General features: G+C 66.7%; 26 protein-coding genes, 1 tRNA gene and 1 pseudogene. 15 read left to right on the top strand and 13 right to left on the bottom strand.

Annotated elements, in window-relative coordinates:
* Positions 1–158 precede the first annotated feature (158 nt).
* Positions 159–479 carry a hypothetical protein gene (locus ACQPW1_RS07095; protein WP_433661931.1) on the bottom strand — a complete coding sequence of 107 codons (321 nt, stop codon included), beginning with the start codon at positions 477–479 and terminating at the stop codon, positions 159–161.
* A 244-nt stretch (positions 480–723) separates the two neighbouring features.
* Here ACQPW1_RS07095 and ACQPW1_RS07090 point away from each other — a divergent pair, with 244 nt between their 5' ends.
* The 3 genes from ACQPW1_RS07090 to ACQPW1_RS07080 all read left to right on the top strand — a co-directional run bounded on the left by ACQPW1_RS07090 (position 724) and on the right by ACQPW1_RS07080 (position 2,515).
* Positions 724–2,082, top strand: coding sequence for an FAD-binding oxidoreductase (locus ACQPW1_RS07090; RefSeq protein ID WP_433661930.1), 1,359 nt, complete (start codon positions 724–726; stop codon positions 2,080–2,082).
* Between the two features lie 41 nt (positions 2,083–2,123).
* Positions 2,124–2,408 (top strand): GNAT family N-acetyltransferase, encoded by a 285-nt coding sequence (locus tag ACQPW1_RS07085; RefSeq protein WP_379286394.1) that lies wholly within the window; start codon positions 2,124–2,126, stop codon positions 2,406–2,408.
* Between the two features lie 33 nt (positions 2,409–2,441).
* Positions 2,442–2,515, top strand: a tRNA-Leu gene (locus ACQPW1_RS07080).
* A gap of 68 nt (positions 2,516–2,583) precedes the next feature.
* Here ACQPW1_RS07080 and ACQPW1_RS07075 read toward each other — a convergent pair.
* On the bottom strand, positions 2,584–3,081 hold the full coding sequence (locus ACQPW1_RS07075; protein ID WP_433661929.1) for a MarR family winged helix-turn-helix transcriptional regulator: 498 nt from the start codon (positions 3,079–3,081) through the stop codon (positions 2,584–2,586).
* A gap of 67 nt (positions 3,082–3,148) precedes the next feature.
* On the opposite strand from ACQPW1_RS07075, the gene ACQPW1_RS07070 reads away from it, so the two are divergent.
* Both ACQPW1_RS07070 and ACQPW1_RS07065 read left to right on the top strand, forming a co-directional pair.
* Positions 3,149–3,670, top strand: coding sequence for a hypothetical protein (locus ACQPW1_RS07070; protein WP_433661928.1), 522 nt, complete (start codon positions 3,149–3,151; stop codon positions 3,668–3,670).
* 18 nt (positions 3,671–3,688) lie between these two features.
* Positions 3,689–4,504, top strand: coding sequence for an SGNH/GDSL hydrolase family protein (locus ACQPW1_RS07065; RefSeq protein ID WP_433661927.1), 816 nt, complete (start codon positions 3,689–3,691; stop codon positions 4,502–4,504).
* 58 nt (positions 4,505–4,562) lie between these two features.
* On the opposite strand, the gene ACQPW1_RS07060 is transcribed toward ACQPW1_RS07065, so the two are convergent.
* Together ACQPW1_RS07060 and ACQPW1_RS07055 are read right to left on the bottom strand one after the other, a co-directional pair.
* Complete coding sequence (locus ACQPW1_RS07060) at positions 4,563–5,720, bottom strand: acyl-CoA dehydrogenase (RefSeq protein ID WP_433661926.1); 1,158 nt, start codon at positions 5,718–5,720, stop codon at positions 4,563–4,565.
* Positions 5,721–5,852: 132 nt separating this feature from the next.
* Positions 5,853–6,536, bottom strand: a complete 684-nt coding sequence (locus tag ACQPW1_RS07055; RefSeq protein ID WP_433661925.1) for a TetR family transcriptional regulator — start codon at positions 6,534–6,536, stop codon at positions 5,853–5,855.
* 99 nt (positions 6,537–6,635) lie between these two features.
* Here ACQPW1_RS07055 and ACQPW1_RS07050 point away from each other — a divergent pair, with 99 nt between their 5' ends.
* Together ACQPW1_RS07050 and ACQPW1_RS07045 are read left to right on the top strand one after the other, a co-directional pair.
* Complete coding sequence (locus ACQPW1_RS07050; protein ID WP_433661924.1) at positions 6,636–7,094, top strand: helix-turn-helix domain-containing protein; 459 nt, start codon at positions 6,636–6,638, stop codon at positions 7,092–7,094.
* Positions 7,095–7,097: 3 nt separating this feature from the next.
* Entirely contained in the window at positions 7,098–7,664 is a 567-nt protein-coding gene (locus ACQPW1_RS07045) for a PIN domain-containing protein (protein ID WP_433661923.1), read from the top strand.
* Here ACQPW1_RS07045 and purE read toward each other — a convergent pair whose 3' ends face one another.
* Both purE and ACQPW1_RS07035 read right to left on the bottom strand, forming a co-directional pair.
* Positions 7,665–8,174 (bottom strand): 5-(carboxyamino)imidazole ribonucleotide mutase, encoded by a 510-nt coding sequence (gene purE / locus ACQPW1_RS07040; protein WP_433661922.1) that lies wholly within the window; start codon positions 8,172–8,174, stop codon positions 7,665–7,667. It abuts the gene before it with no gap.
* Positions 8,167–9,339, bottom strand: a complete 1,173-nt coding sequence (locus ACQPW1_RS07035) for a 5-(carboxyamino)imidazole ribonucleotide synthase (RefSeq protein WP_433661921.1) — start codon at positions 9,337–9,339, stop codon at positions 8,167–8,169. The genes purE and ACQPW1_RS07035 overlap by 8 nt, the downstream gene beginning before the upstream one ends.
* Positions 9,340–9,579: 240 nt before the next feature.
* Between ACQPW1_RS07035 and ACQPW1_RS07030 the strand changes: the two are divergent.
* Positions 9,580–10,104, top strand: a pseudogene (locus ACQPW1_RS07030) (GtrA family protein); the annotation flags it as partial.
* A gap of 16 nt (positions 10,105–10,120) precedes the next feature.
* Here ACQPW1_RS07030 and ACQPW1_RS07025 read toward each other — a convergent pair.
* The 3 genes from ACQPW1_RS07025 to ACQPW1_RS07015 all read right to left on the bottom strand — a co-directional run bounded on the left by ACQPW1_RS07025 (position 10,121) and on the right by ACQPW1_RS07015 (position 12,726).
* A complete protein-coding gene (locus ACQPW1_RS07025) occupies positions 10,121–11,428 on the bottom strand; it encodes a sensor histidine kinase (protein WP_433661920.1) in 1,308 nt (435 codons plus the stop codon).
* A 1-nt stretch (position 11,429) separates the two neighbouring features.
* Positions 11,430–12,107 carry a response regulator transcription factor gene (locus tag ACQPW1_RS07020; RefSeq protein WP_150408010.1) on the bottom strand — a complete coding sequence of 226 codons (678 nt, stop codon included), beginning with the start codon at positions 12,105–12,107 and terminating at the stop codon, positions 11,430–11,432.
* A gap of 61 nt (positions 12,108–12,168) precedes the next feature.
* Positions 12,169–12,726, bottom strand: a complete 558-nt coding sequence (locus ACQPW1_RS07015; protein ID WP_433661919.1) for a PH domain-containing protein — start codon at positions 12,724–12,726, stop codon at positions 12,169–12,171.
* 219 nt (positions 12,727–12,945) lie between these two features.
* On the opposite strand from ACQPW1_RS07015, the gene ACQPW1_RS07010 reads away from it, so the two are divergent.
* Complete coding sequence (locus ACQPW1_RS07010; protein WP_433661918.1) at positions 12,946–13,899, top strand: acyl-ACP desaturase; 954 nt, start codon at positions 12,946–12,948, stop codon at positions 13,897–13,899.
* 92 nt (positions 13,900–13,991) lie between these two features.
* Here ACQPW1_RS07010 and ACQPW1_RS07005 read toward each other — a convergent pair whose 3' ends face one another.
* Complete coding sequence (locus tag ACQPW1_RS07005; RefSeq protein ID WP_433661917.1) at positions 13,992–14,789, bottom strand: biotin--[acetyl-CoA-carboxylase] ligase; 798 nt, start codon at positions 14,787–14,789, stop codon at positions 13,992–13,994.
* A 51-nt stretch (positions 14,790–14,840) separates the two neighbouring features.
* Positions 14,841–15,026: a hypothetical protein gene (locus ACQPW1_RS07000; RefSeq protein WP_433661916.1), complete on the bottom strand. Its 186-nt coding sequence runs from the start codon at positions 15,024–15,026 to the stop codon at positions 14,841–14,843.
* A gap of 209 nt (positions 15,027–15,235) precedes the next feature.
* Here ACQPW1_RS07000 and ACQPW1_RS06995 point away from each other — a divergent pair, with 209 nt between their 5' ends.
* The 3 genes from ACQPW1_RS06995 (at position 15,236) to ACQPW1_RS06985 (ending at position 18,005) form a co-directional block, all read left to right on the top strand.
* A complete protein-coding gene (locus tag ACQPW1_RS06995; RefSeq protein ID WP_433661915.1) occupies positions 15,236–16,876 on the top strand; it encodes an acyl-CoA carboxylase subunit beta in 1,641 nt (546 codons plus the stop codon).
* A gap of 161 nt (positions 16,877–17,037) precedes the next feature.
* Entirely contained in the window at positions 17,038–17,373 is a 336-nt protein-coding gene (locus tag ACQPW1_RS06990) for an acyl-CoA carboxylase subunit epsilon (RefSeq protein ID WP_433661914.1), read from the top strand.
* Positions 17,370–18,005, top strand: coding sequence for a Maf family protein (locus tag ACQPW1_RS06985; RefSeq protein ID WP_433661913.1), 636 nt, complete (start codon positions 17,370–17,372; stop codon positions 18,003–18,005). The genes ACQPW1_RS06990 and ACQPW1_RS06985 overlap by 4 nt, the downstream gene beginning before the upstream one ends.
* On the opposite strand, the gene ACQPW1_RS06980 is transcribed toward ACQPW1_RS06985, so the two are convergent.
* The gene (locus ACQPW1_RS06980) at positions 17,931–18,737 is read right to left on the bottom strand and encodes a helix-turn-helix transcriptional regulator (RefSeq protein ID WP_433661912.1); all 807 of its coding nucleotides are present in this window, start codon (positions 18,735–18,737) and stop codon (positions 17,931–17,933) included. The genes ACQPW1_RS06985 and ACQPW1_RS06980 overlap by 75 nt on opposite strands.
* Positions 18,738–18,903: 166 nt before the next feature.
* On the opposite strand from ACQPW1_RS06980, the gene ACQPW1_RS06975 reads away from it, so the two are divergent.
* The 3 genes from ACQPW1_RS06975 to ACQPW1_RS06965 all read left to right on the top strand — a co-directional run bounded on the left by ACQPW1_RS06975 (position 18,904) and on the right by ACQPW1_RS06965 (position 22,851).
* Positions 18,904–19,818, top strand: coding sequence for a sulfurtransferase (locus tag ACQPW1_RS06975; RefSeq protein ID WP_433661911.1), 915 nt, complete (start codon positions 18,904–18,906; stop codon positions 19,816–19,818).
* A 161-nt stretch (positions 19,819–19,979) separates the two neighbouring features.
* On the top strand, positions 19,980–21,785 hold the full coding sequence (locus ACQPW1_RS06970) for an acetyl/propionyl/methylcrotonyl-CoA carboxylase subunit alpha (RefSeq protein ID WP_433661910.1): 1,806 nt from the start codon (positions 19,980–19,982) through the stop codon (positions 21,783–21,785).
* A 127-nt stretch (positions 21,786–21,912) separates the two neighbouring features.
* Positions 21,913–22,851 carry a patatin-like phospholipase family protein gene (locus tag ACQPW1_RS06965; protein ID WP_433661909.1) on the top strand — a complete coding sequence of 313 codons (939 nt, stop codon included), beginning with the start codon at positions 21,913–21,915 and terminating at the stop codon, positions 22,849–22,851.
* 114 nt (positions 22,852–22,965) lie between these two features.
* On the opposite strand, the gene ACQPW1_RS06960 is transcribed toward ACQPW1_RS06965, so the two are convergent.
* On the bottom strand, positions 22,966–25,005 hold the full coding sequence (locus ACQPW1_RS06960; RefSeq protein ID WP_433661908.1) for a protein kinase domain-containing protein: 2,040 nt from the start codon (positions 25,003–25,005) through the stop codon (positions 22,966–22,968).
* Between the last annotated feature and the right edge of the window lie 12 nt (positions 25,006–25,017).

Below are 25,017 nucleotides of genomic sequence, written 5' to 3'. Positions count from 1 at the left end.
AACCCCGCCGCCTCTCCGCGTATTCAGGCCAGACCTAGGTGCCACACCGGCAGCGTTGGCGACCGGCGGTGATGGTGAAGGACGACTTAGCCCGTCCCCAGGGAGTTACCCATGTACTTCTGAGATCAGTCGCGGGGTTTTCGCTGACGATCAGCTCTTCAGCTGATCTGGGCTTTCTCGGTTCCGGTCGCGCCGCGATCTAATGCGGCCCAGGCGGTCAGGCAGCGGCGCTTGGTTACGTCGTCGGCCTCGGTGAGCAGGATATCCAGTAGTTGGCGTGGGTTGCGGTGCCACTGGGTGGTGAGGTCGGCGAGGGTTTCCTTGCCGAAGATGCCGGAGCGGTCCAGGGCGGTCAGCCATTCGGTGCGGTCGCCCGCGTAGATGCGGCGTAGTACCGCCGGGTCGATGCCGCCCTCGATGAATTCGCTGGAGAATATCGCGGCGACCAGTTCTTGGCGACCGTGCGAATCGTCCTGCATCCGATCATCCCTCCGAGTTGCGTTGCGGCGCTGCGGCTACCTGCAAAGCGTGTCGATCTGCCAAGCATTCGCGCCGCGCGGAATCCGGCGCCCCCTCGTGTGGTGCCGGGAGAACTCGATGCCCCGACAGCAAGCCCCTCTCGGCATTCTTATCCCGAACCGGCACGAACACCACTGTGGCGGGTGACATCACATTCGGTGGCTTGCGTGGTCTGGCCGCCTCGGCGGGCTAGCGTGGAGAGTTGTGGACCTGCATGACCTGATCGATCAGCTGCCCGATGGCGCGGTAGTCACCGACCCCGACCTGCTCACGAGCTACCGGCAGGACTGGGCGCGCGATCCCGACGCGGGCACGCCGCTCGCCGTGGTGCGCGCTACCAGCACCGATGACGTCGCCGCGACGCTGCGCTGGGCGCACGAGCACCGGATCGCGGTGGTGCCGCGCGGCGCTGGCTCCGGGCTTTCCGGCGGCGCCACCGCAGTCGATGGCGGCCTCGTGTTGAGCACCGAGCGGATGCGGGCGATCGCGATCGACCCGGTCACGCGGACCGCGGTGGTGCAGCCCGGCCTGCTGAACGCCGAGGTCAAGCGCGCGGTCGCCGAGCACGGGCTCTGGTATCCGCCGGACCCGTCGTCGTTCGAAATCTGCTCGATCGGCGGGAACGCCGCCACCAACGCGGGCGGGCTGTGCTGTGTGAAGTACGGCGTGACAACCGATTACGTGCTCGGCATGGAAGTAGTGCTGGCCGACGGGACGGTGCTGCGGCTCGGCGGACCACGGCTCAAGGATTCCGCCGGACTGTCGCTGACCAAGCTGTTCGTCGGCAGCGAAGGCACACTCGGCATCATCACCGAGCTGACGCTGCGCCTGCTGCCCGCACAACCCCCGCAGAGCACCGTCGTCGCGACCTTCGCGACGCTGAGCGCCGCCGTCGACGCGATCCTCGCGATCACCGGCGAATTGCGGCCCTCCATGCTGGAATTCATGGATTCGGTGTCGATCAACGCGGTCGAGGACGAGCTGCGGATGGGCCTGGATCGCAAGGCCGCGGCGCTGCTCGTCGCCCGCTCGGACGCGCCGGGCGAATTCGCCAGGCGAGAAGCCGAAATCATGGTGGCCGCGTGCGAAAAGGCGGGCGCGGCAGAGGTTTTCCACACCGAGGATCCCGAAGAGGGCGAAGCCTTCACGGCGGCACGGCGTTTCGCGATTCCGGCGGTGGAGAAGCTGGGCACACTACTGCTCGAGGACGTCGGTGTCCCATTGCCGCGGCTGGGTGACCTGGTGCGCGGCGTCGCCGACATCGCGGAACGCAACGACGTGATGGTTTCGGTGATCGCGCACGCCGGGGACGGCAACACCCACCCGCTGATCGTGCACGACCCGGACGACGCCGCCATGACCGAGCGCGCGCACCGCGCCTTCGGCGAGATCATGGACCTGGCCATCGCGCTCGGCGGCACCATCACCGGCGAGCACGGCGTCGGGCGGCTGAAAAAGGCGTGGCTGCCCGATCAGCTCGGCCCCGACGTAATGGCATTGACCCACCGCATCAAGGACGCACTCGACCCGCACGGCATCCTCAATCCAGGCGCGATTCTTTAGCCCACGGAACATTCCCGGCCGCAAAGGAGTTTCACCAGATCATGACCACCAGGCTCGAGCACAACGTCGCCGACACCCGTTTCGAGATATATCTCGACGACACCCTCGCCGGCTATGCCGACTACGCCCAGCGCGACGACCCGAAGGTCCGCGACTTCCATCACACCATGACCTTCCCCGAATTCCGCGGCCGCGGCGTCGCCGCCGAAGTCGTCGAATACGCACTAAAGGATTCCCGCGACAACGGCTACTCCATCATCCCGACCTGCTGGTACGTCGAGAAGTACATCGCCGAACACCGCGAATACGCCGACCTGGTCGGCTAGCAACCCGGGTCACCCCGTGCGGTGACCTGTCATGCCCTCGTAGCCCAATTGGCAGAGGCAACGGATTCAAAACCCGTCCAGTGTCAGTTCGAGTCTGACCGAGGGCACAGCATCGCGAGCACATTCAGCGCTCGTGGACAGTACGGGCCGCGGCTCGAAAGCCGGTCGTCGGCGACTAGTTCGAGTCGAGCGTGCGGTAGCCCGGATGAACGCCCGGCGACAACCCCCGGGCGGCGACGAGACGATCGAGCAGGTCGGCGAATTGCCGATATTCGGTGTCCGACAGCGCTGCGGTCATTTCCGTTTCGTGAGCTACCGCCACGGCGGCCAGGCGTGCGAGCATCTTGCCCGCTACCGGGGTGAGGTGCAGTTCGTGGTTACGGCGGTCGGTTACGCTGCGCCGCCGTTCGATGAGCCCCTTGCTGTCGAGCGGATCGATCAGGGCGACCACCCGGCTGGGGACGACGCCGAGTTCGGCGGCGAGTGCGCGCTGACTGCGGCCGGGCTCGGCGGCGATCATCCGCAGAATGCCGACTTCCGCTGGGGTGAGCCCGATTTCGGCGATGCGTTCGGAAAAGCGCTGCGTCGCATGCGCGCCCAGCTGGGCAAGGTGAAAGGCCACCGCGCGCATGGGGCGCGCCTGCTCGACAACCTCTTGCTCCGATTCGGCCACGCGGCTATCGTACCCATCGGGTAATCGTTCACTCTAGAGAACGATTCACAGTCAAGAACGGATTGACATGGCGCTAGCAGCACCAACTCCCCTCGATCGACCAGCGACAAGTCTCGAACCGCCTCTCGGCCTGCTCGCGGCGGTTGCCGCCGGGCTGTTCGTCGCCGGGCTCGTCCTCAGCACGGTCCTGGCCGGCGGAAGCCCGTTTCCGTCGCCGTTCGGAGCGGCCGACGACGCGCTCGCCGCTGCCTTCCTGATCTGCTCCGGCGTGGTCAGCTGGGTGTTGACCGTGCCGGAGGTGGTCGCCGACCCGGCGCTGGTCCGCGCGCTGCACACCCTCGCGTTTCTGTGCGGTGGGCCCGGCAATGTCGTGACGACCGGCCTGCTCATCGCGGGGATCGCACTCAGCGCGCTGCTGCAACGACGGCTCGCGCCGTGGCTGCCGGTGGCGGGGCTGGTGATCGCGCTCATCGCGCTGGGCACCACCGCGGCGCTCACCGTCACCGCGGCCGCGTTCCTGCTGCCCATCGCTCGTTTCACCGGGATGGCCTGGCTGATCGCCGTGGGCTTCCTGCTTCCTCGTTCATAGCCCCCCGGAAGGCACACCATGACCACCGAGATGGCCGCCAAACTGGCCCGATTCCAGCGACCCGAACTATCGCTCCCCTTCCTGAACGGCATCGACGACGCGCATGTCGCGGCGCTGTTCGGCCTGACAGCCGACGAATATCACTCGCTGCGTGCGGAATTCGCCGAACAAGCCCGGGCGGCGGCGGCCGGCCTGCTCACCGAGGCGTGGGTCGCGGACCAGGTCGATCGGCTCCCCTTCGCGCCCGGCGCCCACGTGGTCGCCCTCGGCGAGAGCAGCGCCGCCGATCGGCTGTCCTGGTTCGAAATCCTGCGGCAGCTGCTCGAACTGCGGCGGCCGGATGACGGGATCACCCTCACCAACCTGGCCGTATCGGGGGCGACGACCACGCAGACATTGAAAGGCATTGCCACGCTTGGCTTCCGGCGGCCGGACTGGGTGCTGTGCCAGCTCGGCGCCAATGATGCGCAACGCATCGGCAGCGACGGGCCGCGCGTGGTCAGTGCCGAGGAGACGGCGCGCAACCTGAGCCTGCTGCACGACGAGGGTGTGCGATTGAGTGGCGCGCGCTGGGTCTGGATCACCCCACACGATATGGTCGAGGCGCTCATCGCCGCCTTCCCGCCCTTCCAGCAGGCGGAGATCAGTTGGCGCGCAAAGGATCACGAAGAGACGGCACGGGTGCTGCTCGACCGCCCGGAACCGGCGATCGATACGCTCGCGGTCACGCGACCCGGCTCGGGCATGTTCGAACCGGACGGCGTACATCTCACCCCGGCTGGTCAGGTCGCGGTCGCCCGCGTCATCGTGTCATCGCTCGCCGAGCTCTCCTGACGCAGCGAAAAGGCGGTGCCGAGAACGAATCTCGGCACCGCCTTCGTCGAACCTGCTGTCAGCGCAGCAGCGCGCGCGACATGACGACGCGCTGAATCTGGTTGGTGCCCTCGTAGATCTGCGTAATCTTGGCGTCACGCATCATGCGTTCCACCGGGAAATCGGTGGTGTAGCCGGCGCCACCGAACAGCTGGACGGCGTTGGTGGTCACCTCCATCGCGACGTCGGAAGCGAAACACTTGGCGGCGGCGGAGATGAAGCCGAGGTTCTTCTCGCCGCGCTCGGCGCGGGCGGCCGAGGTGTAGACCATGAGGCGGGCGGCCTCGATCTTCATCGCCATGTCGGCGAGCATGAACTGGGTGTTCTGGAAATCGGCGATCGCCTTGCCGAACTGCTTGCGGTCCTTGGTGTAGGCGATGGCCGCGTCGAGCGCGCCCTGCGCGATGCCGACAGCCTGCGCGCCGATGGTCGGTCGGGTGTGATCGAGGGTCTGCAGCGCGGTCTTGAAGCCGGTGCCCGGCTCGCCGACGATGCGGTCACCCGGCACCCGGCAGTTCTCGAAATACAGTTCCGCTGTAGGCGATCCCTTGATGCCGAGCTTGTGCTCGAGCGGGCCGACCACGAAACCCTCGTCGTCCTTGTGCACCAGGAACGCCGAAATACCGTTGGCGCCCTTGTCCGGATCGGTCACCGCCATCACGGTGTACCAGGAAGACTTGCCGCCGTTGGTGATCCAGCACTTGGAGCCGTTGAGGATCCAGTCGTCGCCCTCCTGCTTCGCGCGGGTGCGCATGCTGGCGGCGTCGGAACCGGCCTCGCGCTCGGACAGCGCGTAGGAGGCCATCTCACCATTGACGATGTCGGACAGCACCTTTTGCTTGAGGTCCTCGGAGCCGTTGAGGATCAGACCCATGGTGCCGAGCTTGTTGACCGCGGGGATGAGCGAGGAGGAACCGCAGACGCGGGCGACCTCTTCGATCACGATGCAGGTGGCCACCGAGTCGGCGCCCTGGCCGCCGTAGGCCTCCGGCACGTGCACCGCGTTGAAGCCCGCGGCGTTGAGCGCGGTGAGCGCCTCCTCCGGGAAGCGAGCGTTGCCGTCGACGTCCTTGGCGTGCGGCGCGATCTCCTTCTCCGCGAGACCGCGGATGGCCGCACGCAGCTCGTCGTGGAAGTCCTCGAGCTTGAACAGGTCGAAATCGGGGTTTCCCGCCATGGGGCTCACTCCTGGTCGTCGGTACATGTCGGCACTCAGTGCCACATCTTGTTCAAGTGTACGCCCAAGCACGGCCGCAACGTGCGGATACTTCCTGGCACTCAGTGTCAGATTGGTCGCACTTGACCTAGATCAAAGACTACCCAGTTTGCGTGCCACCAGATCGGCGACCTGCCGGGGTGGGGTATCGCGCGGGAATACCGCGACCACCAGCTCATCGACGCCCGGACGACGTCCCGAACCGCGCGGAATTGCGGCCAGCTCGACGCGCAGATCCGCCGCGCCCGCGTCCGACTCGCCGCGCACCATTCGGCGCAGCAGATAGTTGTGCGTCGCGGTCACCGCGGCGGTGTATTGCACCCGCGCCAGATCCGGCACCTCGGGCAGCCGATCCCGCAGATAGTCGGTGAACAGCCGCTCATACCGGAACACTGTGACGATCTCCCGCTCGCGCAGCGCGGGCACCCGCCGCACCACCTGATACCGCCGCTCCGCGATCTCCCGCCACTGCGTGAACCGCTCGAACACCTGAACAACGGCCTCGCACACCGTCTCCCACGGATCCCCCGGCGCCGCCGCGAGAAACTCCGCCGCCTGCGCCAACTGCGATTCATGATCGGCGAAGATCACATCCTCTTTCGACCGAAACTGCCGAAAGAACGTCCGCCGCGAAATCCCCGCCGCCTCCGCGATCTCGTCGACAGTCGTCGCCTCATACCCCTTCTCCGCAAACAACCGCAACGCCTGATCAACAACAGTCAGCCGAAACCGCGTGTTGTCATCCCCGCTCCGCGGGCGGATGTCCCCAGTAGTCACAACCTCACCGTAGCGAGGCAGGAGGCCACGCCGGACCAGCGCGGCCCTCTTTCGAATATTTCGATTGTTTCGTATACTTCGAATAAGGAGGTGGTTGTCATGGTGAGCATGCAGTCCGCGAAGCGCACCGAACCCGGGAAGATCGACGCCGACGTGGCCGCGCGGGCAATGCGGAGGATCAAGGACTACCTCATGCAGCACCCCACCGAGCAGAACATCCAGGTCACGCAGGAGCACTCCGGCGAGGATGCGTTAGTGCTGCCCCGAGAAGCCGTCAGCCTGCTGGCATTCATCCTGGCCCAGGCCGCCGAAGGGCGCGGTGTGTCGGTAGTCCCCTCGCACGCCGAGCTCACCACCCAGCAGGCAGCGGACATGCTGAACGTCTCCCGGCCCTACGTGGTCACACTGCTGGAAGGCGGTGAGATCCCGTTCCGCCTTGTCGGTAGGCACCGGAGGATCAAGTACGAAGATCTCAAGGAATACCAGCAGGAGCACGAGGCAAAGAGCAAGGCCGCGGCAGATGAGCTGGCCAGGCTCGGCCAAGATCTCGGCATCTGAACGATGGCCTTCGTCGCGGTATACGACGCCAACGTCCTCTACGGAAATGCTCTGCGAGATCTATTGATCCGACTCGCGAGATCTGGTGTCGTACAAGCGAAGTGGACGAACACGATCCTCGACGAGGCATTGACAAACCTCGCAGCCAAACGGCCCGATATCCCGATCGAGAAACTGGCCCGGCTGCGCAGACTCATGAACGATGCTGTCCCGGACTGCCGAGTCGACGGCTATGAACCACTGATCGAAGGGTTGAAGCTGCCCGACCCCGATGATCGGCATGTCCTCGCAGCGGCGATCAAGGTCGGCGCACAGGTCATCGTCACGTCCAACCTCCCGGACTTCCCACCAGATGCGTTGGCCCCCTGGAACATCGAGGCAATGAGCCCGGACGACTTCCTACTCGATCAGATCGACCTCGATGATCGCGTGGTCTGGGCGTGCATCCAGCAGATCGCGGATTCGCACACCAACCCGCCGGAGACTATCGAGGACGTGCTGGACGCCCTCGATAGTGCGGGGCTCGTGGAATCCGTTGCGGCACTGCGGGCGGGCAGTCGTAACCGCTGATCAGCCGAGGAGTTTGGTGCGGAGGGCTTCGTCCTTTTGCAGGACCATCTTTTCCAGGCCGGCTTGGAAGTCCTGCATGCGGGTGCGGAGGGCTGGGTTGTGGGTGGCGAGGATGCGGACTGCTAGGAGGCCGGCGTTGCGGGCGCCGCCGATGGAGACGGTGGCTACCGGGACGCCTGCGGGCATTTGGACGATGGAGAGGAGGGAGTCCATGCCGTCTAGGTATTTGAGGGGGACGGGGACGCCGATGACGGGGAGGGGGGTCGCGGAGGCGACCATGCCGGGGAGGTGGGCGGCGCCGCCGGCACCGGCGATGATGACCTGGAGGCCGCGGTCGGCGGCGTCGCGGGCGTAGTCGAGCATGCGCTGGGGGGTGCGGTGCGCCGAGACGACACCGACCTCGAAGCGAATGCCGAACTCCGCCAACGCTTCCGCGGCGGCTTCCATGGTCGGCCAGTCGGAGTCACTGCCCATGATCAGGCCGACCTGGGGGGTGCTCACGTCACTCATGGGGATCCCATCCATCGGTCCATACCGCGCGCGACATCCACTGTGCCGCCCGCTCAGCTCGTTCTCGCACCACGGCGACCTCATCACCGAGGATGTTGATGTGCCCGATCTTGCGATCGGGGCGTTCGCCCTTGCCGTACATGTGCACCTTGGCGTCGGGCATCCGCGCGAAGAGATGGTGCAGGCGCTCGTCCATCGACATCGCGGGCGCCTCGGCCGCACCGAGGATGTTGGCCATCACGGTGACCGGGGCCAGCGGACTGGTGTCACCGAGCGGGTAGTCCAGCACCGCACGCAGATGCTGCTCGAACTGGCCGGTGCGGGCACCGTCCATGCCCCAGTGCCCGGAGTTGTGCGGACGCATCGCCAACTCGTTCACCAGCAGCTTGCCCTCGTGCGTTTCGAACAGCTCCACCGCCATCGCACCGACAACGCCGAGCTCCTTGGCCAGGTTGAGCGCCAGCGTCTCCGCCTCGGCGGCCAGATCGTCATCGAGATCCGGCGCCGGCGCGATCACCACGGCGCACTGACCGTTGCGCTGCACGGTCTCCACCACCGGCCAGGTCGCGGCCTGCCCGAACGGCGACCGCGCCACCATCGCCGACAGCTCGCGCTTCAGATCCACCTTCGCCTCGGCGAGCAACTGCACACCGTGCGCGAGCTGATCGGTCACGATCGCCGCGGCCTCGTCCGCCGACTCCGGCATCCACACACCGCGACCGTCGTAACCACCACGCACCGCTTTGAGCACGATCCGCCAGCCCTGCTCATCGCCGAACCGCACCACGTCGGCCACCTCGGCCACCGGCGCGAACGCGGGCACCGGCAGGCCGAGCTCGGACAGCTTGATCCGCATGGCCATCTTGTCCTGCGCGAAGATCAGCGCCCGCGGCGGCGGCTGCACGTTCACCCCCTCGGCGACCAGCGCCTCGAGATGCCCGGTGGGCACGCCCTCGTGATCGAAGGTCAGCGCGTGCGACCCGATCGCGGCCTTGCGCAGCGCGGTCAGATCGTTGTGACTACCGAGCACGACCTCGGGGCTGACCTGCGCGGCCGGGTCGTCCGGGTTCTCGGCGAGCACGCGTAGCCGCTGGCCGAGCGCGATCGCGGCCTGGTGCGTCATGCGCGCCAACTGGCCACCGCCGATCATTGTGACGGTGGGCATAGCTGAGGGATCGAAGGACCGGCCGGGGCTCACGATTCCGCCTCGCTGGCGCTCGGCTCCATCGTGGCCCCAAAAGGCCCTGTATCTACGGTTCGCTCGCTCCGCTCCCTCACGTCGGACAATATTGTCATAACCGGCGGAAATGCCCCCACGCGGGAGCACATGACCGATCGTCACCAGTTGCGGTCTGGTCTTGTATGACCCGAGGCACCACCACCGGGTAGCGGTACACTCGGCCCCGTGTCATTCGTCGACGACGTGGTGAGCGTCCTCCCCAAGCCGCTCGCGGATATCGCGTACCGGCATCGGGAACTGATCAAGTTCGCCATCGTCGGTGCGACGACCTTCGTGATCGATAGCGGCATCTTCTACGCGCTCAAATGGACCGTGCTTTCCGAGAAGCCGGTCACCGCGAAGATCATCTCGGGTGTGGTCGCGGTCATCGCGTCCTACATCCTCAATCGCGAATGGTCGTTCCGGAATCGCGGCGGCCGCGAGCGGCATCACGAAGCCTTGCTGTTCTTCGGAGTCAGCGGCGTCGGCGTCGTGCTCGCCTTCATTCCGCTGTGGATCTCGAGTTACGTCTTCGATCTGCGCCAGCCCGACGTGAGCTTCACCGTCGAGAACGTCGCGGACTTCATCAGCGCCTTCGTCATCGGCAACCTGCTCCAGATGGCGTTCCGTTTCTGGGCGATGCGCCGCTGGGTCTTCCCCGACGAAATGAACGAGATCGCCGCCGAATTCGAAGACCTGGTCGAAGAGGAATTCCGCCGCAACTGACTCACCGCGGCTCGGTGACCACCGCGTTCGCCGTGCGATAAGCGGACGAGCCGAGGAATACCGCGAACAACGCGGGCCTGCGTCGCTGCAATTCGAGCCGCCCACCGTCGGCCTCCACCAATGCCCTGGCCAACGCCAATCCGACACCGGTCGAACCGCCCGCGGAGAAACCCCGGTCGAAGATGTGCGGCGCCAATTCATCCCGCACTCCGTCGCCTTCGTCGGCGACCTCCACACACACCAGCGGATCCCGATCGACCCCGGGACGGACGGTTCGCACAGACACCGTGCAGGTCCCGCCGCCGTGCATCAGCGCGTTGTCCACGAGCACCGAGACCGCCTCGCGCAATCGCGATCCGGTGATGGGTGCCAGCAACGACTCGTCCCCGATGAGATTCAGCGTCCGGCCCTTCTCGGCGAACGGATGCGTCCATTCGTCGACCACACCGCGCAACTCCGCCATCACCGGCACCGGATCCAGGTCCGCGGCGTCCTCGTCACGGGAGGCGCGCACCAGGTCATCGATCGCGTCGGTGAGCCGATCGACCTGCGCCATCGCCTCCTCGGCCTCGTGCACCACCTCTTGATCGGCGTGCGTGGACAACTCGTCCAGCCGCAGGCGCACCGCGGTGAGGCGGCTGCGCAGCTGATGCGAAACGTCCGCCACCAACGCGTGCTCACGCTGCAGCCGCCCGGCGATCTCGACGGTCGCCGAGTCGAGCACGTCGGAGACGCGATCGAGTTCGGAGATGCCGTGCCTGCGCGGGTCCGGCCGGAAGTCGCCCATGGCCAGCCGCGCCGCGCGGGCCGCCACATCGCGCAGCGGGTCGGCGACCCGGCGCGCGGTGATCACTGCGACCGACACCGCGGCGCCGAGCGAGGCGAGCACCGCCAAGGCCACCACTCCGACGGCCTGGCGCTGCCTGGCGTGCATCGGCGCGGCGGGGACCTCCAGGCGTAGCGATCCCTTGGTTCCCATCGACAGCGACTCGACCAGGGGGTCGGAAACCTGGTCCACGCCGATGTCCACCCGTGAGGCGTTGTCCTGCGGCGCCGGATAGATGATCGTGAGCTTGCCGTCCTGCGGTAGCAGCGGTTCGACCGATCGAGTGTCGAGCTCGCCGAACACCATGCCATCGCCGTGTTCCTGGACGATGATCGCCGTGGCGATCCGCTCGAGCTTGCTCTGCAGGTCGTCGCGGGTGATGTCCTCGACCCACAGCCAGGCCGTGTAGATCAGCGGTACGCCGAGCACCACCGTGGTCAGCGTGAGCACGGTGAGCATGGACCGGAGGATTCTGCGTCGCACGTCAGTCGGTGTTCAGGCGGAATCCGACACCGCGCACGGTGACGATGCGCCGCTCGGCCATCGGGCCCTCGTCGCCGATCTTGCGGCGTAGCCAGGACATGTGCATGTCGAGAGTCTTGGAGCCGCGCAACTCGGCGTCGCCCCAGACCTCGCGCAGGATGGTCTCGCGCGGCACCACCTGGCCGGCGCGGTCGATCAGCACCTTCAGCAGCTCGTATTCCTTGTTCGCCAGGCCGATCTCGACGCCGTTCACCAGCACCCGGCGCGCGGCCGGCTCCAGCCGGATACCGCCGACCTCCACCGTGTCGTCGCCGATCCCGCTGCGCCGCAACAACGCTCGCACCCGGGCCAGCAGCTCGGCGAGACGGAACGGCTTGCCGACGTAATCGTCGGCGCCCGCGTCCAGCCCGACCACGAAATCGACCTCGTCGGTGCGCGCGGTGAGCATCAGCACGGCCAGGTCGGCACCGCGGGCACGGACCTGGCGGCACACCTCGAGCCCGTCCATGCCGGGCAGGCCGAGGTCGAGAATGAGGAGATCGTGATGGCCCTCCAGGGCCCGCTCGAGCACGGCGGGACCGAAGCGCTCGACGGTGACCGAGTACCCCTCGCGCCCCAGTGCGCGCGACAACGGCGCGGCAATCGCCTCGTCGTCTTCTGCTAGCAGTACGGCCGTCATATGACCAGGTTAACGGGCCTGCCCGTCACCCGCCCCCCATCCCTCATGCGCGATGCTTCATTCATCGGTAGTCGCCGCGCTCGCTCCTGTGTTCGCCCCCACGATCGCCCCGCCCATTATCCCCGTTTTCGACGTCGAAGACTTGGTGGTACATCAACGCGTGCACCTTCTGCACAGCCGGGATGTCGTCGAACTCGAGCGGCTCCGACGAGGACGACTCGATGATCAACGTGCCGGTGCCGAGCATCCGATCGAACAGCCCGTGCCGGAACTGCACACTCGAGATGCGGCTCATCGGAATGTCGATGCCGGTGTGCGTGAGCACGCCCTGCCGAACCAGCACGCGCCGGTCGGTGATGATGAAATGCGTCGACTTCCAGCTGAGAACCGGTGCGACACAACGCCACACCACGATGACCACCCAGACCACGAGTACCGCGATCAACAGCGCCGTCCGCGTGGTTCCCTCGGCTTTGCGCGAAGCCAGTCCCCCTGCGAAACCGGCGAGTGCGGTGATCACGATCAACGTCACGATCGGCCAGAACAACATCTTCCAGTGCGGATGACGGTGCAGAATCAGCTGCTCTTCCGGCGCAAGCACATCCTCCGGATAACCCATGGGCGGAACACTACCGCGTGAAGTTGCCGAAATGCCGACACTGAACCGCGTCGTGCTGCACAATCGTCTGCCTGCGTGTGTCGTGTCCGCGCGGCCCCGAGCGTCCGCTCGCGCAAGCGCTCTCGGCAGGAAAGTTCTCCGCTCGATCTGGCTCGAAGCTCTGTCCGTAAGCAGTTCTGCTCGAACAAAGTCGACGAATTACGACCCGTGGAGGCATGTGTGACCAAAGACCTGACTCAGCTGGAAATCCTGACCGAACTCGAGCCTGTGGCCGAACAGCTGTTGAACCGGCACCTGTCGATGGCGAAGGACTGGCATCCGCATGACTACGTCCCGTGGGACGAGGGCCGCAACTTCGCCGCGATGGGTGGGCAGGATTGGGCGCCCGAGCAGTCGACGCTGAGTGAAGTGGCCAAGATCGCCATGATCACCAACCTGCTCACCGAGGACAATCTGCCGTCCTATCACCGTGAGATCTCGCAGAACTTCTCCAACGACGGCGCATGGCGGACCTGGGTGGGACGCTGGACCGCCGAGGAAAACCGGCATGGCATCGCGATACGCGACTACTTGGTGGTCACCCGTGGCGTCGACCCGGTCGCGCTGGAAGAGGCCAGGATGATCCACATGACCAACGGCGCCCACTCGCCCGACGGCTGGGGCGGTTTCCTGGACAACGTCGCCTATGTGACCTTCCAGGAGCTGGCTACTCGCGTCTCGCACCGCAACACGGGCCGGGTGTGCAACGATCCCGTCGCCGATCGCATGCTGCAGCGCATCGCCGCTGACGAGAACCTGCACATGATCTTCTACCGCACCCTGTGCGGCGCGGGCCTGGACCTGGTACCCGATCAGGCGATGATGGCGATCACCAAAACCCTGGTCTTCTTCACCATGCCCGGCGCGGGCATGCCCAACTTCCGCCGCAACGGCGCAATGATGGCAAAACACGGCATATACGACCTGCGACAGCATCTCGAAGAGGTGGTAGCACCGGTGCTCAAGCAATGGAACATATTCGAGCGCAACGACTTCGGGCCACGCGGCGAGCAGGCACGGGAGCAGCTCGGCCAGTATCTGGAAAAGCTGGGGCAAGACGTCCTCAAGTTCGAGGAACAGCGCGACCGCATGTTCGCCAGGGAAGCGGCGAAGGCCGCCCTCCAACCAGCCTGATTGCGAACAGCCGCACATCTTCTGATTTCTCGCACCGCGATTCACGTGCGGACACCCGTGCGGGAAATCAGAAGGTGTGCGGCTGTTTCGTTTCAGGTGGCGCGGAGGTGGGTGACGTCGCCGGCGGAGACGGGCTGGTCACCGATCAGCAGGCGGCCTGCGTCGTCGATGTCGGTGGCGATGCCGGTGAGGGTGCGGCCACCGGGCAGTTCGGCGCGTACCTGCACGCCCAGCGTCGCGCACCGGTCGCGATAGGCGGCGGCGAGGTCGGTGGTCTGCCAGCCCGCGTCGCGCCAGGCCGTGAAACGGCGGGCGAATTCGGTCAGCATCGATTGCACGATCAGCGTCCGGTCGGCGTTCGCCGCACCGGCGATGGTGAGCGAAATGGCATGTGGCACCGGCAGTTCCGCCTCGGCGAGGCTGACGTTCAGCCCCATTCCGACGACCACTGCCGGCGCCTCGCTGCCGGTCGCGACCTCGGCCAGGATGCCCGCCACTTTGCGGCCATCGATCAGCACATCGTTGGGCCACTTGAGATTCGCGTTGACATCGGCGGTCGCGCGCAGTGCGTCCACCACGGCGATGCCGGTGAGCAGGGGCAGCCAGCCGAGCACCGCGGGCTCGATCCCGTCCAGTCGCACCAGTAGCGACATCGAGATCTGCGCCCGCGGCGGGCTTACCCAGGTGCGTGCGTGTCTGCCGCGCCCTTGCTCCTGCGCCTCTGCAAGGAGTACCGCGCGATCGGCGTCCGGTTCGCCTGCGCGCGCGATCAGGTCCGCGTTGGTGGACCCGGTCGACTCCACCACCTCGATGTGGCGGAAGAACGACAGCTCGGGCAATTCGACGAGACTGCGTCGCAACTGCTCTGCATCCAAAGGAGACCTGGTCACACGGGCAGGCTACTTGGTGCGCAGTGGCCTGACCGACGAGGTCGTACTCGGTTATCCGACGAGCATGTACCCGTCACTCGGTGCGCGGGCCGCACCGTCGGTGCCCTCGGCGTCCCCAGTCTCGGCCTGCGTCCGGAAATCCGGGTCGACGATGGTCGGCTCCGTCTCGAAGTTGTGACAGCTGGTCCACGACGCGGCGGCCGCGTGTTCCGCGACGGCCTTGCTCCATTCCCACATAACTGGGCTCCTCCCCCTGAGCACGAAAACTGGACTCCTCCAGGCTAACTGGACCCCAGTGCCGGGCGATACCGGTTTTCTACCGGCGCAAACGCGCCAATCGACCTGGCATTTTCGCCCCGACAACGCGATCTAGCTGCACGTTTTTACCCACCGGTAGCCCGCACTCGGTTAGTGGGAAACACTGCCACTCGTTACACTCCGGAGCCATGACGAGTGTCCAGCAGCAGTCCGCGCAAGATCCAGCGGGCGCCCCCGACATCCACACCACCGCCGGGAAGCTGGCTGACCTGCGGAATCGGCTGGATGAGGCGCAGCACCCGATGGGTGAGGCCGCGGTCGACAAGGTGCACGCCAAGGGCAAGATGACCGCCCGCGAGCGCATCCTGGCACTGCTGGACGAGGGCTCCTTCGTCGAACTCGACGCATTGGCGCGGCACCGCAGCGTGAACTTCGGCCTGGCCGAGAACCGGCCGCTCGGCGACGGCGTGGTGACCGGCTACGGCACCATCGACGGCCGCGACGTCTGCATCTTCAGCCAGGACGTCACCGTGTTCGGTGGCAGCCTCGGCGAGGTCTACGGCGAGAAGATCGTCAAGGTGATGGACCTGGCGCTCAAGACCGGCCGTCCGCTGGTCGGCATCAACGAGGGCGCGGGCGCGCGCATCCAGGAGGGCGTCGTCTCGCTCGGCCTCTACGGCGAGATCTTCCACCGCAACATCCAGGCCTCCGGCGTGATCCCGCAGATCTCGCTGATCATGGGCGCGGCCGCGGGCGGCCACGTGTACTCCCCCGCGCTCACCGACTTCGTGGTGATGGTCGACGGGACCAGCCAGATGTTCGTCACCGGACCCGACGTCATCAAGACGGTCACCGGCGAGGACGTCACCATGGAGGACCTGGGCGGCGCGCAGACGCACATGGTGAAATCCGGTGTCGCGCACTACGTTGCCTCCGGCGAGCAGGACGCGCTCGACTACGTCAAGGATCTACTGTCCTACCTGCCGAGCAACAACCGCGCCGACGCGCCGCGTTTCCCGGCCACCGACCCGATCGACGGCGCCATCGAGGACTCGCTCACCGAGGAAGACCGCGAGCTGGACTCGATCATCCCGGACTCGCCGAACCAGCCGTACGACATGCACGAGGTGATCCGGCGCCTGCTCGACGACGACGAGTTCCTCGAGGTGCAGGCCGAGCGCGCGATGAACATCATCGTCGGCTTCGGCCGGATCGACGGCCGCAGCGTCGGCATCGTGGCCAACCAGCCCACCCAGTTCGCCGGCTGCCTGGACATCGACGCCTCGGAGAAGGCCGCGCGGTTCGTGCGCACCTGCGACGCGTTCAACATTCCGATCCTGACCCTGGTCGACGTTCCGGGCTTCCTGCCGGGCACCGGGCAGGAGTACAACGGCATCATCCGGCGCGGCGCGAAGCTGCTCTACGCGTACGGCGAGGCGACTGTGGGAAAGATCACGGTCATCACCCGCAAGGCATACGGCGGCGCCTACGACGTGATGGGTTCCAAGCACATGGGCGCCGATGTGAACCTGGCCTGGCCGACCGCGCAGATCGCCGTGATGGGCGCCTCCGGCGCCGTCGGCTTCGTCTACCGCCAGCAGCTCGCCGATGCGGCGAAGGGCGGCGACGACGTCGATGCGCTGCGGCTTCAGCTGCAGAACGAGTACGAGGACACCTTGGTGAACCCCTACATCGCCGCCGAGCGCGGCTATGTGGACGCGGTCATCCCGCCCTCGCACACCCGCGGCCAGATCGTCTCGGCGCTGCGGCTGCTCGAGCGCAAGATGGTAACGCTGCCGCCGAAGAAGCACGGCAACATCCCGCTGTGATTCCGGCCGCAACACCCGGCTGGGATCCAGCGATACCCTGGGTAGGCCGCGCACACTGGTGGTAGAGACGCAATGAGTGGATCTGAGGATGATCGCATCATCCGCCCGCTGATTCCGAATTCAGAACACCGCCTGATCAGGCAAAGAGAGGATCTGGCACTGTGACAACCGTGGCAGAACAAGATGTACTCACCGCCGCCGAACTCGACCTGACCCTCGGCTCGAGCACCGACGAGGTCGTTGCGGCGCACAGCGTCGACACGACCGTCGCCGAGTCCGCGACTCAGGCCGCGGCACCGTTCTTCACCGTCGTGAAGGGCAACCCGAGCGACGAGGAGATCGCGGCACTGGTCTGTGTGCTGTCCGCGGCCGCGGACGCCGCTGCGGCCGGTCCGTCCGGCCCGGCGGACATGTGGGGTCGCCCCACCTTCATGCACCGGGGCACCTCCCCGTTCTCCCCCTACGCCTTCCCGCAGCTGTCGCACCTGCGCGGGTGACGAAGTTCGTTCTCGCCTCCGCGTCCCCGGCCCGTCGGGAAGTACTCCGCTCGGCGGGCATCGATCCGATCGTTCGGGTGTCCGACGTGGACGAGGACGCGATCGCGGCCGCGCTGCCCGACGGCACCTCGCCCAAGGTGGTCGTCGTCGAGCTGGCCAAGGCCAAGGCCGCCGCGGTCGCCGCGACGATTCCCGAACTCGGCCCCGATTGTGTTGTCGTCGGCTGTGATTCGATGCTGCTGGTGGACGGCGAGCTACAGGGCAAGCCGCACACCGCCGATGTCGCCAGGGCCCGCTGGGGCGAAATGGCCGGGCGCAGCGCCGATCTGGTAACTGGACACTGCGTGCTGCGCATTCAGGACGGCCGAATCACCGCCGAAGCCATCGACTGCAGTTCCACCACAGTGCATTTCGCCAAGCCGGAACCCGACGAGCTGGACGCCTACATCGCCACCGGCGAGCCGCTCCAGGTGGCGGGCGCGTTCACCCTCGACGGACTGGGCGGCTGGTTCGTCGACCGCATCGATGGCGATCCGTCGAGCGTGATCGGGATCGGCTTACCACTGCTGCGCCGACTGCTTGGCGACGTTGGGGTCGCCGTTACGCAGTTGTGGGGCCACCCGGCCACCTGACGGCGGCGCGATCAGCGGCTCGGAACCCGCCGCATCGCCGGCCACCGGAACCGTGACGACCTCGCGACCGTCCGGCTCGCGCCGCATCTCCTGTTCGCGGCGCGCCATCATCTCCAACCGGACCACGCACAGCTCCGGCTCGACGAACGGATGCAGGCGCACATTCACGTCGCCGCGCGCGCCGTTGCGATCCAGGAGCTCTTTGATCAGCCCCAGGTGCACACCGCACACCACCTCGGAGTGCGTGCGCGCGAGTTCGCGCAGCGGGCAGGCGGTGAGCCGGATGAGGGCCTGTTCGCTGGTCTCGTTCGGATCGCGTTCCGGCGCGAAGCCCAGCTCCGAAAGCACCGTCATGGTGACGTCTTTGGCGTCCTCCAGTGACTCGACCCGATGGTCACCGGCGTCGAGCTTGGCGCCCCACGAACGCCCGGCCGCGATGGCCGCCTCGGAACGCCTGCGCGGATCGGGACCGAGTTGGTCGGCGAGCACCTGCGCGAGTTCCTGATAACCGACCGATCGCTGCACCGCGCTGTATCCGATGCGCGGACGACCTCGACCCCGCGGCGGTTGCTGAAATTGCCGCACCAGGGATTCCCTGGTGAGCACGTCCAGATGAAACCGAACCGTGGTGACGTGTTGTCCGGTGATTCTGGCCAGTTCCTGGGCGTCGAGAGGCTCGCTGGCGCCACGTAGGATCGCGAGCAGTCGCCGCCGCGGCCAAGAATCGGACATAGCTCACCCCTCCTCCCGGGAGACTTTATCGGATGCAGGTGCGATTTATTCGCTCATTCAGCCGATTTGTGATCTGAAACGAGAGCCACTAACGCCTCACACATACCATCACTGTGAGACCCGAACCGCTGAAACCGCCGTCTACCACGCGTGAAGGACCCACATCGTGCCCGCTGCTCCGGACCCTCATCCCGCATTTGGTTCTTACGCACATCCTCACCGACTAGTAACCACAGAGTGGCTGTCGGCAAACATCGGCACGTCAGGACTCAAGATCGTCGAGTCCAACGAGGACATATTGCTCTATGACATAGGACATGTTCCAGGCGCTACCAAGATCGATTGGCGGGGCGATCTGAACGATCCCGTCACACGTGACTACATCGACGGTGCCCGATTCACCGAGTTGATGCGCGCCAAGGGAATCGACCGAGACGATACCGTGGTGATCTACGGTGACCGGGGCAACGCGCAGGCGGCGCACACATTGTGGGTTTTCACTTTGTTCGGACATCAAGATGTGCGGTTGCTGGACGGCGGTCGCGGCGCGTGGATTTCCGAGGAACGCGACACCACTTTCGACACCCCACACCTCACCCACAGCGACTATCCGGCGGTCAAACGCGACGACAGCAGCGTCCGCGCGTTCCGCGAGGACGTGCTCGCCCACCTCGGCAAGCCGCTGATCGACGTGCGCTCGCCCGAGGAGTACTCCGGCGCGCTGATCCAGCCGCCGATCAACCCGGAGGACGCGGCGCTGCGCGGCGGGCACATCCCGACCGCCGCGAACATTCCGTGGACCGAGGCGTTCAACAACGACGGCCGCTTCCGCTCGCGCGCCGAGCTGGACGCGATCTACGGCACGCTGGCCGCCGAGGACGATGTGGTGGTCTACAGCCGGGTCGGCGAACGCTCCAGCCACACCTGGTTCGTACTGACCTACCTGCTCGGCTTCGACACCGTGCGCAACTACGACGGTTCGTGGACCGAATGGGGCAATTCGGTGCGCATGCCGATCGCCAAGGGGACTGAACCCGGTGCGGCGCCGGCCGGTACCGCACGCCGGGTCCGCGGCAAGTAGCGCACGCACGTATTTCCTGGGGATAGCCCAACTGTGATCCGCCACCTACTGTTCAGTAGGACTGGCCGAGTTCGGCGTCTGTTGGCAGACTGCCTACACTCGCCCAGACGTAGTTTCGTCGACCACGGGGCGACTAAAAAAGATTTCACACAGGAGGCTCAGTGCCCAGCCACGCCAGCGCACGGATCACGAAGGTACTCGTAGCCAACCGAGGCGAGATCGCGGTGCGCGTGATTCGGGCGGCCAAGGATGCCGGCATCGGCAGCGTCGCGGTCTACGCGGAGCCGGATGCCGAAGCCCCGTTCGTGAAGCTCGCCGATGAGGCCTTCGCGCTCGGCGGCCAGACCTCGGCCGAGTCGTACCTCGTGTTCGACAAGATCCTCGATGCCGCGTCGCGCTCCGGCGCCGACGCCATCCACCCCGGCTACGGATTCCTTTCCGAGAACGCCGACTTCGCCCAGGCCGTCATCGACGCCGGGCTGATCTGGATCGGCCCGTCCCCGCAGTCGATCCGCGACCTCGGCGACAAGGTCACCGCGCGGCACATCGCCGAGCGCGCCAAGGCCCCGATGGCCGCGGGCACCAAGGACCCGGTGAAGAACGCCGACGAGGTCGTCGCCTTCGCCAAGGAGTACGGCGTGCCGGTCGCGATCAAGGCCGCCTTCGGTGGCGGTGGCCGCGGCATGAAGGTCGCGCACACCATCGAGGAGATCCCCGAGCTGTTCGAGTCGGCCACCCGCGAGGCGGTCGCCGCGTTCGGTCGCGGCGAGTGCTTCGTCGAGCAGTACCTGGACAAGGCCCGCCACGTCGAGGCGCAGGTGATCGCCGACCAGCACGGCAACGTGGTGGTCGCCGGTACCCGCGACTGCTCGCTGCAGCGTCGTTTCCAGAAGCTCGTCGAGGAGGCGCCCGCGCCGTTCCTGTCCGACGACGTGCGCGCGAAGATCCACGCCTCGGCCAAGGCGATCTGCAGGGAAGCCGGCTACTACGGCGCCGGCACGGTCGAGTACCTGGTGCAGGGCGAGACGGTGTCGTTCCTCGAGGTGAACACCCGCCTGCAGGTCGAGCACCCGGTCACCGAGGAGACCGCAGGCATCGACCTGGTACGCCAGCAGTTCCGCATCGCCAACGGCGAAGAGCTGACGATCAAGGAAGACCCGACCCCGCGCGGTCACTCGTTCGAATTCCGCATCAACGGTGAGGACGCCGGTCGCGGCTTCCTGCCCGCGCCCGGACCGGTCTCGGTCTACAAGGAGCCGAGCGGTCCCGGTGTGCGCGTGGATTCCGGTGTGGTGGAAGGCAGCGTGATCGGCGGGCAGTTCGACTCGATGCTGGCCAAGCTGATCGTCACCGGCGAGGACCGCACCCAGGCGCTCGAGCGGGCCCGGCGCGCGCTGGCCGAGTACGAGGTCGACGGGCTCGCCACGGTCATCCCGTTCCACCGCGCGATCGTCGAGGATCCGGCGTTCATCGGTGACGGCACCAAGTTCGACGTCTACACCAAGTGGATCGAAAACGAGTGGAACAACACCGTCGAGCCGTTCACCAGCGGTGCGCAGGCCGATGACGAGGACGACGATCTGCCCCGGCAGAAGGTGGTCGTCGAGGTCGGCGGACGTCGCGTCGAGGTGTCGCTGCCCGGTCAGTTCAGCCTCGGTGGCGGCGGTGCTGTTGCCGCGGGCAACGGCGCCGGTGTGGTGCGCAAGAAGCCCAAGCCGCGCAAGCGTGGCGGCGCCGGTGCCGGTGCGGCCTCCGGTGACGCGGTCACCGCGCCCATGCAGGGCACCGTGGTGAAGGTGGCCGTGGAAGAGGGCCAGACCGTCGAGGCGGGTGACCTGATCGTGGTGCTCGAGGCCATGAAGATGGAGAACCCGGTCAACGCGCACAAGGCGGGTGTGATCACCGGGCTGTCCGTCGAGGCCGGTGCCGCGATCACCCAGGGCACGGTGCTCGCCGAGATCAAGTAAGAGCCGATTGCGGTCCACCGGACCGCATGCGACCAAGTGGTGCTGCTCGCGTAAACGTACGGCGAACACCGCTTCGAGCGGGCGCAGGACAATGACGTCCGCGCCCGCTCTGTCGTATCGTGAACCAGTGACCAGTACGCCGAGCATCTCCGCCGTCGCGGAGATGATCCGCGCCCGCCGCGCCGCCGGAACTCGCGCCGACGGGAATCGGCTGGTGCTCGTCGTCGAGGGTGGCGGCAGTCGCGGCGTGTACTCCAGCGGCATGGTGTCGGCCATCGAGGAACTCGGGCTCGGCGCGGTCTTCGACGCCGTCTACGGCACCTCGGCGGGCGCGATCAACGGTGCCTGGCTGCTCGGCGGCCGCGCGGTGTCGGGCATGCGCTCCTGGACCGATCCGGAGATCATGCGCCGCGCCATCGATCCGCGCCGGATGCTGCGCGGGCGCCCCGCCTTCGACCTGCGCTACCTGGTGCACCAGGTCTACGACGGCATCGAGGGGATGAACTTCCCGGCGATCCTGGCCAACCCCACCACCTTTCACCCCATCGCCACCGACATCCGCACCGGCCGCGCGGTGGACCTGCACCCGCACATCGTCGACAAACGCACCCTCATGCGCGCGCTGCGGGCCTCCGCGGGCCTGCCCATCCTCGCCGGTCCACCGGTCCCGCTCGGCGGCGCGCACTACTTCGACGGCGGCCTCACCGAAACCGTCCCGATCCGCACCGCCGTCCGCGACGGCGCCACCCACGCCCTCGTCCTGCGCACCCGCCGCATCGATGAGCAACGGCCACCCGCCTCGCTGCTGCACCGCATCGTCGGCGGCGGCTACCTGCGTGCCATCGCCCCCGGCGCCTACCGCGCCTGGATCCAGCGCCCGAACCAGCAAGCGGTCGAAGACAACGCCCTCGCCGAACTCGGCGACGCCGTCATGCAGATCCACCCGCCCCTCGGCTCCCCCGACATCGACAGCGCCGCCCGCGACACCACCCTGCTCGCCGAGGCATTGGAGATCGGCCGCCGCGCGATCCTTGCGGTCTTATCCGACACCGTCCGCGTCGCCTGACCCCCGACGTATCGCCCAGAATCCGCACCCTGACTCGGGATCCGCACTGGCTTCAGGGCCCTATTCTCGGTGCGGATCCCGAGTCAGGGTGCGGATCTTGCTGTCGGTAGGGCGCTAGTCCAGGCGGGCGGCGACGCCGTTGGATAGGACGAAGTCGTGTAGTTCCAGGTGGGTTGGCGTTGTGGCGGGGGGCACGTCGAAAACCAGTTGGGTGGTTGCGGATTGGCCGGGTGGGAGTTCGAACGAGTAGTTGTAGCCGTGCTGGGCCGACTGCCACATGGTCGCGGTGACGTTGTGGTCGAACGGGGTGCCCTGCGTGTCGAAGAGGCGCTGGCCGACCGGGAGGAACCACTTCGACTCGTCGGAGATGTTGCGGACGTCGAGGGTGACGATGACGAACGAACCCGTCGCCGACTGGAGGCCGACGCGGTGCACGCCGGTGTCGACGTCGCTCACGACGAACTCGAACTTGCCGTCCCGCACCGGAGTACCGGCGGCCGGAAGTCCCGGCGCATCAGGCTGTTCGGGCGGTGGCGCCGGGTTCTCCTCGGCCGTCACCGTCGGCCTGGGCGCACCGGTTCCGCCCGAGTCGCCGACCCGGCTACCCGACAACAGCGCGAGACATCCCGCCGCCAACATGAACGGCGCGAGGAAGATGACGACCAGCGCACCGATCACCTTGGACAGCACACCACCGCGCTTGCGCCGGGGCCGCCGCACCGGAACGACCGGACGACGAGCATCCGAATACCGCTGATACTTGGGTGGTTTCGCCGGAGCCGGGAAGACTTTGCGACCGTACCCAACGGGGTAGCGCTGCTGCGGAGCCCCTGGACGGGACAGCGCAACCCTGGGACCCGCGGCCGGACCTACGGTTCCCGGCTTCGACGGAGTCGAACGCTGGAGCACGAGAGCTCGCAACCTCGCGGCCGCACCCGCCTGCCTAGCAGCAGAACCTGACTGTGGCGCAAGGTAATCCGATATTGCGGCACCCCGCTGTGCGTAATACGCGCGCGCTTCAGCAGACGCTCGATACTGCGCAACAGCACGGGCCGACGCCGGATACGACTGCGGCGGAGGATAACTCGCAGGCGGCACCTCGAACCGAGTCTGCACCCGAGTCGGCGTCGGTCCGGGCTCCGGCATAACCTTCGTCGGCGCAAGCGGTTTCGCCCCGCGCACAGCGGGCTCTGAGCCCGCGGGCACGGGACTGGATTGCGGCGGACTCTGCATGAGCCCTGCGGATTCCCCGCGACGGGTCTCCACGCGAGTAGGTGTGGGGCCGGATTCCGGCAGCACCTTGGTCAGCGCAAGCGATTTGGGCGGAGCCACAGGCGACGCGGGCGAGCCTCCGATTGCGACATATGCAGCAGCAGCGAAATCGCCTGCGGTGGAATAGCGGTCAGCCGGACTCTTGGCCATACCGCGAGTGATGACGACATCCAACGCGGCAGGAACCGCCGCATTGCGCAACGCGGCACGAGGCGGATCGGTCATCAGGTGCGCATGCATCTGCTGAGCCGGATCGGTATCCCCGTAAGGACGAGCGGCAGTGAGGCATTCGTAGAGAACACAGGCCAGCGAGTACACGTCAGAACGCGCGTCCGCCTTACCGGTAAACCGTTCCGGCGCCATGTACGCTAGAGTGCCGATCGCCAACCCCGTTGTGGTGACCGCAGTTTGGCCGATCCCGTGCGCAATACCGAAGTCGATCAGGTACGCAAACCCACTGGAATGCACAACGATGTTGGACGGCTTGACATCCCGATGCACCAACCCGGCGCGATGCGCCACATCCAGCGCAGCCGCCACCTGTCCGACGATGCCGACGGCCGCCGCGGGCGCCAACACCCCGGCAGCCACCTTGCTCGCCAGATCACGCCCCTCGACGAATTCCATGTCGATGAACAACCGACCATCGATCTCCCCGAACCGATGGATCCGCGGAATATGCGGATCGCGCAGCCGGGCCACCACCTCGGCCTCTCGCTCGAATCGCTTGCGATACCCCGCATCCGCCGCGAGCTCGGTTGGTAAGAGCTTCAACGCCACCCACCGCGCGCCCGCATCGTCATACGCCAGCCAGACCTGACCCATCCCACCCCGACCGAGCAACCGCTCCAGCCGGTAACCCCCGAATCGCACCTCCCCCATCGCGAACCTCCA

This window comes from Nocardia sp. CA-128927 (assembly GCF_050955855.1).
GTDB lineage: Bacteria > Actinomycetota > Actinomycetes > Mycobacteriales > Mycobacteriaceae > Nocardia.
This window is presented reverse-complemented; position numbering and strand designations above follow the sequence as displayed.

Bases quoted from the DNA above. Each gene is read 5' to 3' on its own strand.
- ACQPW1_RS06960 (WP_433661908.1), bottom strand. From the start codon at position 25,005: ATGGGGGAGGTGCGATTCGGGGGTTACCGGCTGGAGCGGTTGCTCGGT.
- ACQPW1_RS07045 (WP_433661923.1), top strand. From the start codon at position 7,098: ATGGCCTTCGTCGCGGTATACGACGCCAACGTCCTCTACGGAAATGCT.
- purE (WP_433661922.1), bottom strand. From the start codon at position 8,174: ATGAGTGACGTGAGCACCCCCCAGGTCGGCCTGATCATGGGCAGTGAC.
- ACQPW1_RS07035 (WP_433661921.1), bottom strand. From the start codon at position 9,339: ATGCCCACCGTCACAATGATCGGCGGTGGCCAGTTGGCGCGCATGACG.
- ACQPW1_RS07050 (WP_433661924.1), top strand. From the start codon at position 6,636: ATGGTGAGCATGCAGTCCGCGAAGCGCACCGAACCCGGGAAGATCGAC.
- ACQPW1_RS07085 (WP_379286394.1), top strand. From the start codon at position 2,124: ATGACCACCAGGCTCGAGCACAACGTCGCCGACACCCGTTTCGAGATA.
- ACQPW1_RS07020 (WP_150408010.1), bottom strand. From the start codon at position 12,107: ATGACGGCCGTACTGCTAGCAGAAGACGACGAGGCGATTGCCGCGCCG.
- ACQPW1_RS07070 (WP_433661928.1), top strand. From the start codon at position 3,149: ATGGCGCTAGCAGCACCAACTCCCCTCGATCGACCAGCGACAAGTCTC.
- ACQPW1_RS07015 (WP_433661919.1), bottom strand. From the start codon at position 12,726: ATGGGTTATCCGGAGGATGTGCTTGCGCCGGAAGAGCAGCTGATTCTG.
- ACQPW1_RS06980 (WP_433661912.1), bottom strand. From the start codon at position 18,737: ATGTCCGATTCTTGGCCGCGGCGGCGACTGCTCGCGATCCTACGTGGC.
- ACQPW1_RS06995 (WP_433661915.1), top strand. From the start codon at position 15,236: ATGACGAGTGTCCAGCAGCAGTCCGCGCAAGATCCAGCGGGCGCCCCC.
- ACQPW1_RS07095 (WP_433661931.1), bottom strand. From the start codon at position 479: ATGCAGGACGATTCGCACGGTCGCCAAGAACTGGTCGCCGCGATATTC.
- ACQPW1_RS07065 (WP_433661927.1), top strand. From the start codon at position 3,689: ATGACCACCGAGATGGCCGCCAAACTGGCCCGATTCCAGCGACCCGAA.
- ACQPW1_RS07000 (WP_433661916.1), bottom strand. From the start codon at position 15,026: ATGTGGGAATGGAGCAAGGCCGTCGCGGAACACGCGGCCGCCGCGTCG.
- ACQPW1_RS07060 (WP_433661926.1), bottom strand. From the start codon at position 5,720: ATGGCGGGAAACCCCGATTTCGACCTGTTCAAGCTCGAGGACTTCCAC.